The 6,915-nt window shown below is 66.4% G+C and carries 7 protein-coding genes; 4 read left to right on the top strand and 3 right to left on the bottom strand.

The annotated features are described in order from the left end of the window. Positions 1-336 precede the first annotated feature (336 nt). From DIZ26_RS02365 to DIZ26_RS02375, 3 genes are all read left to right on the top strand, one after another. Positions 337-1,140 (top strand): aldo/keto reductase, encoded by an 804-nt coding sequence (locus DIZ26_RS02365; protein WP_198675841.1) that lies wholly within the window; start codon positions 337-339, stop codon positions 1,138-1,140. A 155-nt stretch (positions 1,141-1,295) separates the two neighbouring features. Next, a complete protein-coding gene (locus tag DIZ26_RS02370; protein ID WP_112237143.1) occupies positions 1,296-1,709 on the top strand; it encodes a hypothetical protein in 414 nt (137 codons plus the stop codon). Between the two features lie 66 nt (positions 1,710-1,775). Then, positions 1,776-2,402 (top strand): hypothetical protein, encoded by a 627-nt coding sequence (locus tag DIZ26_RS02375; RefSeq protein WP_112237145.1) that lies wholly within the window; start codon positions 1,776-1,778, stop codon positions 2,400-2,402. Between the two features lie 21 nt (positions 2,403-2,423). On the opposite strand, the gene qcrB is transcribed toward DIZ26_RS02375, so the two are convergent. From qcrB to DIZ26_RS02390, 3 genes are all read right to left on the bottom strand, one after another. Beyond that, a complete protein-coding gene (qcrB, locus tag DIZ26_RS02380) occupies positions 2,424-3,941 on the bottom strand; it encodes a cytochrome bc1 complex cytochrome b subunit (protein WP_232828096.1) in 1,518 nt (505 codons plus the stop codon). A 214-nt stretch (positions 3,942-4,155) separates the two neighbouring features. Continuing rightward, positions 4,156-5,061, bottom strand: coding sequence for an EamA family transporter RarD (gene rarD, locus DIZ26_RS02385; RefSeq protein WP_112237148.1), 906 nt, complete (start codon positions 5,059-5,061; stop codon positions 4,156-4,158). Continuing rightward, entirely contained in the window at positions 5,058-5,699 is a 642-nt protein-coding gene (locus DIZ26_RS02390) for a dihydrofolate reductase family protein (RefSeq protein ID WP_112237150.1), read from the bottom strand. The genes rarD and DIZ26_RS02390 overlap by 4 nt, the downstream gene beginning before the upstream one ends. Positions 5,700-5,796: 97 nt before the next feature. Between DIZ26_RS02390 and DIZ26_RS02395 the strand changes: the two genes are divergently transcribed. Then, positions 5,797-6,672, top strand: coding sequence for a LysR family transcriptional regulator (locus DIZ26_RS02395; RefSeq protein ID WP_112237152.1), 876 nt, complete (start codon positions 5,797-5,799; stop codon positions 6,670-6,672). Positions 6,673-6,915: the final 243 nt, after the last annotated feature.

Consider the following 6,915-nt stretch of genomic DNA (forward strand, 5'->3'; position numbering starts at 1 on the left):
TTACACTGCGAGGATCGGCCTGTGAACCCCTTGGCAGACTCAATATCCCCAGGTGACCTGGTCCGCGTACGTGATGCTCTTGATCGAGAACTTGACGCGGTGGCCACATCCCAGGTTCAGCCGGGTTACATGTTTGCGATTGTGTGGGCTGCATTGACTAGCCGACCGCTCGACCATGCTGTCCCTTGGCCGGCAGATGACGTCCGCAAAGCTTGAGAAACCGCAACATCGTCGTGCTCGGTCTAAGGATCCGTCAGGAGCTCCGCGCAGCATGGGCTTGGTAACGGTCGGATGATGGGTGGGTTGACCTGTTCGACGACTCAAGTGGGAGTGAATATGAAGCTTTCCAATGGGAGTGCGATTCCGGCGCTGGGGTTGGGGGTTTGGCAGGTGCCGGAGGGGCCGACCTGTGAGCGGGCGGTGGAGGCGGCGCTCGAGGTTGGGTATCGGCTGATCGATACGGCTCAGGCGTATGGGAACGAGGCGTCTGTCGGGCGGGCGATCCGGAGTAGTGGGGTGCCGCGGGAGGAGATCTTCCTGACGACGAAGTTCTATCCGGGGCACAAGGATGCTCATGCCGAGATGGAGAAGAGCCTGGAGCGGCTCGACACCGACTACGTCGACCTGTACCTCGTGCATTGGCCGCAGGGTGGGCCGACGAAGGCATGGTCGGGGATGGAGGCGGCGCAGGCAGCCGGGCTGACCAAGGGCATCGGGGTGTCCAACTTCAGCGCCGCCGAACTCGCCGAGGTGACGAAGTCGAGCGAGATCGCGCCGATCGCGGACCAGTTCCAGTTCAGCCCGTTCGTGTACCGCCGGGGTCTGGTCGAAGCGTGCGTAGAAGCATCGGTGGTCCCCCAGGGTTACAGCCCGCTCGGGACCGGTGAGCACCTCGACGATCCGGCGGTCGCCAAGATCGCAGCCGCCACCGGGCGCACTCCCGCCCAGGTCCTCATCCGGTGGTCGCTCCAGCGCGGCGTGTCGGTGATCCCGAAGTCATCAACTCCCGCCCGCATCCAGGAGAACTTCGTCGCCCTCGACTTCGAACTCGACGACGAAGCGATGGCGGCACTGGACGCCCTCGACACCACAAACCACACCTCGGAGGCAAAGGCCTCCAGCGAGAAGTGGTGGTCCTGAGCTACTGGGTCGGGCAGGAGCAGACACGACGGCCATCGACTTCGGCAGTGGGGCGATCGGCGACTGAACCGGTGGCGCGGGACAGGGCGAGTCGCTGTGACGGGTGCACGAGTACTGCGTCGTTGGGCCGGGATCCCTCGGCTAGAGGCGGCTGAATGGGGGTCGTGCTGAGCCGGGCGGCCTTCGATGAGCAACGACGTGAGATCTGTCGATCCGGATCGCCGAGTGACGGTGACGACCTGCTCGGGATGGAGATCGACTTCCTCGCCCGGCTCGGCGATCCGACGTACGCCGACCAGCCCCACGAACTGTGGGAGGAGCCCACGGTCGAGCAGGACCAAGGAGGCGATTGGCTGATCCGTCTCTCGACGACGGCAAGACCTGGCGTCACGGCAGAGCAGGTTGTGGAAGGTCTGTCTGCTGCCTGGACGCAAGACCTCCGCTACCACTATCGCGAGGCGCACACATTGGTGACGGAGCCGAGGTCGGTCACACTGCAGGCGGTGACGCAGATGGGGCCGAACGACCTGTGGGCCACCGCGCACGTACGAGTGGAGTTGATCCGGTGACGGCGCCGCGATCCGAGTGATCCGCTGGTACGGCGTTGGTCCTGCCGAGCACGAAGGGGGATCGCGATGGCCGACGTTCTGAGTTTGCTTGCGGATCAGGAGTACCAGTGGGATCGGCACGACTCGTTGCGGTTGGACGAGCGGTACCGGACCCGGCATCTTCCGCTACTCACCGACCGGCCTCGCGGTCCAATCGCGCCCGATCCCGGGCCGGGCGAGTTCTGGCCGCCTGTACGATCGCTCGTCGTTCCCTTGCCTGACCCGCGCCCCGAACCGTTACTGTCCGCCCTGGCTGATTCCAGCCTCGCCGGGCTGGTCTGGTGGCAAGGGCTCGAGCTGAGAGCCGACCTGGTCCACGCGACACTGGTTCATGGCAGCGACCAGCCGCGAGAGCTCGAGGCACCGATCGACCTGGTCATCCGAGGCCCTTGGATCGGGCAGTACAACACCGGGCGGATCTACCTCCCGGTCGAGCCGGCCGACGTACATGCCGCCGTGGCTCTCGCTGCAGAGCGCCCGTTGCTCGCAGGCTATCTACAGCTGACCGCTGACATCACAGGCGATGCGTACTCGGAACTCCGCGATCTGATAGCAACCTTCCAACCACTGCAGATCCCGGTCAGTGTCCCCCGCCTCCACGTCGTGGAGACCATGGACGACCTCGCCCTGAGATCCCGCGTCTTGAACCCTTAGTCCTGTTGTCATCGTTTCGGGTCACTTTCCGCTGCCGCCCAGCGACCGGGCTTCGGAGGATGGTCCGGTCGTCTGCGGTCCAGGGGTGAGGGGCGAGGGGTGGGCTCCCGGCGAGGGAGCCAGGCGGTCTTGGTCGAAGAGGGTCGCGAGCAGGACGCGCAGCCGTCGTACCGGGGACTTGGTGCCGGACAGTTGCGCGGGTTCGACGCGGACGAAGCCGGCTAGGCGCCAGCGGTGGTAGGCGTCGACCGGGCGGTGGTCCTCGACGTACCCGCCGTTCGGCAGCCGGACGACGCGGCCGGTCTCGATACCGTGCACCGCGATTTCCAGGTCCCGTCTCTGCAGCCCGACGCAGATTCGGCGGGTCACGACGAGGGCAGCCGGCGGACCGACGATGAGCAGTACCTGGAACAGGTGGATGAGCGAGTTCACCGAGAGGTGGAACAGGACGGCCATGGTGTCGGCGCCGGCGGCGGCCCACAGAACGCCGTAGAAGACGATGCCGGCAACGCCGATGCCGGTGCGGGTCGGGTTGTGGCGAGGTCGGTCGAGCAGGTTCTGATCACCCTGGTCGCCGGTGATCCAGCCCTCGATGAAGGGGTAGACGGCAACCAGTACGAGGAACAGCGTGCAAACCGCGACCGGAAGTAGCACGGCGAGCGTGATCGTCCTCCCCCACCACACGACCTCCCAGCCCGGCGCCAGCCGAAGCGCGCCGTCCAGGAACGCGAGGTACCACGCGGGACCGATTCCTGCCGAGGCGTCAGCCGGATCGGCCGGGCCGTACATCCAGATCGGGTTGATGGTCGCGGTGGCGCCCATCAACAACGAGACGCCGACCACGAAACAGAACATCCCGGCACCTTTGACCGCAGCCACAATCGCCGGGCGCCCCACCACGTTGTCGTTCGTCCGCCCAGGTCCGGCGAACTGTGCGGGCCCGCGTTTGAGGGCGAGCGCTGCAAGGGCGATGAAGAGCGCGACGAGTACGACGGGCAGAACGTACACGTGCAACGGATAGAAGCGGGCGATGACGTTCCCCGGGAACTCACCGCCGAACAGCAGGGCCGACAGATACGAGCCGACGAACGGGACAGACTTCACCACGCCATCCGTGACAGCGAGGCTCGAGCCCGACAACATGTCGTCCGGCAACGCAGTACCGGTAAGGCAGGCGCCGAGCGTCGCGATGAGCAGCCCGAAGACGACCAGCCAGTTCAGCCGCCGTGGTCGACGGAATCCGCCGGTGAAGAACAGTCGCAGCAGATGCAGCATGATCGCTGCCACCATCAGCAGCGACGCCCAGTGATGGACCTGCCGCACCAGCAAGCCCGCCCGAACCTCGAAGCTGATGGCCAGCGTCGAATCCAGTGCCCGCGACATCGACACGCCACGAAGAGGCGCGTACGGGCCGTCGTAGACGACGTGGTCGATCGACGGTTCGTACTGGACCATCAGGACCACGCCGGTCACCATCACCACGACGAAGCTGTAGAACGCGACCTGGCCGAACAACAGCGACCAGTGGTCGGGAAACACCTTTCCTCGGAAGTTTCGCAAGTCTCGCAACGAGCGATGCATCGACCCGTCCTCCCGCCATCACAGTCCACACCGGCCGCGAATCCGCGGCTACCTGTACGACCCCGCAGCGCCCCGATTCGTGACATCGCAGACCGGACCCCAACGAGGCCGCAGGCGTAAACCCGCAGCCCTGCATGAGCCAAATCACAGCCAGGTCAGGGAAACCGGCTGGTCAGCCTCTCGCTGCTGCCGGGGCCGGGCGCACCGAGACGTGCCGATCGACGGTGTGCCTGCTTGCAGCGGTGAAGGCTGCCAGGGCTGTCCAGATGACGAGGAAGCCGATCAGACGGGCAGTCGGCATCGGCTCGCCGAACGCGAAGACAGCGAGGGCGAACTGGACTGTTGGGGTTAGGTACTGCAGCAGCCCCAGGTAGGTCAGTGGGATCCGCGTGACCGCCCCGGCGAAGAACAGCAGCGGGATCGCGGTAGCGGGGCCGGCGGCCATCAAGAGCAGCGTCGTCGACCAGCCGGCACGCCCGAACTCGGCCCGCCCGGCGTACTCGAGCCACCCCAGATAACCCAGCATCACCGGCAACACAACAGCACCCTCGACGGCGAGACTCTCGACTGCCGACACAGCCGCCTTCTTCTTCAGTACGCCGTACGCCGCGAAGCTCAGCGCCAGCCCGACCGCCACCCAAGGCACCCGGCCGTAGTCGATCGCCAGCCACGCAACCCCAACGGCGGCCAGCCCGAGTGCGGCCCATTGCGCCCGCCGCAGCCGTTCGCGAAACAGCACCACCCCGAACAGCACCGTGATCAGGGGACTGATGAAGTACCCGAGCGAGGTCTCCACCACCCGGTCGTGGTTGACGCCCCAGATGTAGAGGTACCAGTTGAACGCGATGATCACGGCGGCCACACCGAGACAGCGCAACGCGGCCGGCCGCTCCCGCAGCGCACGCCACCAGCCCGGCCGCGGACGCAACCACAGCAGCACACCGACGACCGCAAGCGTCCACACGAACCGGTGGGCCAACACCTCGAGCGCACCCGCGCCATCGAGCAGACGCCAGTAGAGCGGAAGCAATCCCCAGATCCCGTACGTCGATACGCCGTACAGGAGCCCTCGCTTCATTTCAGGACGCGGTACTTGAGGTGAGTGACACCAGGCCCCTCGACCGACCGGAGCTGTTCCAGGCGCACTCCGCCGACATCGCCGAAGATCCGGGAACCACCACCCAGCAGTATCGCCACGACATGCAACTCGAGTTCGTCCAGGAGACCCGCCGCGAGGTACTGCCCGACGACGTCCCCACCGCCCCACAGCATGACGTCCTTCCCACCGGCCGCCTCCTTCGCCTGCGCGAGCGCCGACTCGATCCCGTCGGTGACGAAGCGGTACGTCGTACCGCCGGCCATCTCGACCGGGTCCCGCCGGTGATGCGTGACGACGAACACCGGGTAGTGGTACGGCGGGTTGTCGCCCCACCAGCCCTTCCAGTCCTCGTCCACCCAGGGCCCGCCGCCGATCGGGCCGAACATGTTCCGGCCCATCACCGCGGCGCCGCTGTTCTCCCGCGCCTCCTCGACGACCCGGTCGCTCGCGTTGACCTCTCCCCCTTCCTTGTCGTGCCCTTCGCGCCAGGACGCCAGCGGCACCACCCAGTCGTGCAGCTGCTCACCGCCCTCGCCGAGCGGGTTCTCCACGCTCTGGTTCGGGCCGGCGACGTAACCGTCCAGTGAGATCGAGATGTGGCACCTGAGTTTGCTCATCGCTCCTCCTCGGTAGTGGTCCTGAACCGAGCATGGAGTAGCCGGGAGATGACGTCTAATGCCAATATTCCGAGCAACACATTGATATTCTTGATCAATGCTGAACCCGATCCACCTCAAGGTGCTGGCCTCGGTAGCGCGGCACGGCTCCGTCACCGAAGCCGCCAAAGAGCTGCACTACTCGCAGCCGTCGGTGAGTCATCACCTGTCCCGGCTGGAAGCAGCCACCGGCGTCAAGCTCGTTCAACGCGTAGGCCGCGGGATCCGGCTCACCCCGGAAGGCCGGCTGCTCGCCAACCGCGCGGCCGAGATCATCGGCCGGATCGACGCGGCAACCAACGAGCTCGCCGCCCAGGTCGGGCTCCAGTCGGGCCACGTGCGGTTGGCCGCCAACGCGTCCGTGCTCAGCACGCTCGTACCAAGGGCCGCGGTCACCTTGGCCGAGACCTTCCCGGGCCTCGAGCTGAACCTGATCGAACGCCACCCCGTCGAAGCGTTGCAGATGCTCCGGCACGGAGAGATCGACGTCGCGCTCATCTTCCGGTACGCCGATGCGCCTGCCGAAGACGACGCGTTTCGCCTGGTCCACATCGGCGAGGACTCGATCTACCTGATCAGCCGGCACCCCGACGACACGCTGGAGAACCATCGGGACTCCCCCTGGATCGGCGGCTGCGAACGCTGCCAGGAGGAGCTGGTCACCGTCTGCCGACGAGCCGGCTTCACCCCGCGCATCGGCTCACTCAGCGACGACATGACCGTCGTACAGGCTTTTGTTGCCGCAGGCATCGGTGTCACCACCCTCCCCGGCCTGGCCCTCCAGGCCCACCGCCACCCCGGCATCCACGCCACCAAGATCCCCCACCACACCCGCCAACTCCACGCCGCCACCTACGGCGACCCCCCAGACCCACCCGCCACCACAGCCCTCATCAATGCCCTCCAATCAGTCAGCCACCCAGAAGCTGAGTAGCAGAGCTGAGGCGAGACAGCTGCGACAAACGAGGTCTTTGCCTAGGCCATCCGGCCAAGACGCGCACTGCTGACCATCTTGTGAGCGACCCGATCCAGTGCTGGATCTACCGGCAGGGTCAGCCAGCCCTGAGCATGGCAGCGGAGAAGCGGCGGAGGAGCGCCGTGGCTGGGGGTGGGGAGCATGGCAGGCGCGGCGGAGGAGCGCCGTGGCTGGGGGTGGGGAGCATGGCAGGCGCGGCGG

The sequence above is a fragment of the Kribbella monticola genome (genome assembly GCF_003261635.1).
Lineage (GTDB): Bacteria > Actinomycetota > Actinomycetes > Propionibacteriales > Kribbellaceae > Kribbella > Kribbella monticola.

Excerpts from the sequence above, each read along its gene's own strand:
- DIZ26_RS02365 (WP_198675841.1), top strand. The coding sequence starts at position 337 with ATGAAGCTTTCCAATGGGAGTGCGATTCCGGCGCTGGGGTTGGGGGTT.
- DIZ26_RS02370 (WP_112237143.1), top strand. The coding sequence starts at position 1,296 with ATGGGGGTCGTGCTGAGCCGGGCGGCCTTCGATGAGCAACGACGTGAG.
- DIZ26_RS02375 (WP_112237145.1), top strand. The coding sequence starts at position 1,776 with ATGGCCGACGTTCTGAGTTTGCTTGCGGATCAGGAGTACCAGTGGGAT.
- rarD (WP_112237148.1), bottom strand. The coding sequence starts at position 5,061 with ATGAAGCGAGGGCTCCTGTACGGCGTATCGACGTACGGGATCTGGGGA.
- DIZ26_RS02390 (WP_112237150.1), bottom strand. The coding sequence starts at position 5,699 with ATGAGCAAACTCAGGTGCCACATCTCGATCTCACTGGACGGTTACGTC.
- DIZ26_RS02395 (WP_112237152.1), top strand. The coding sequence starts at position 5,797 with ATGCTGAACCCGATCCACCTCAAGGTGCTGGCCTCGGTAGCGCGGCAC.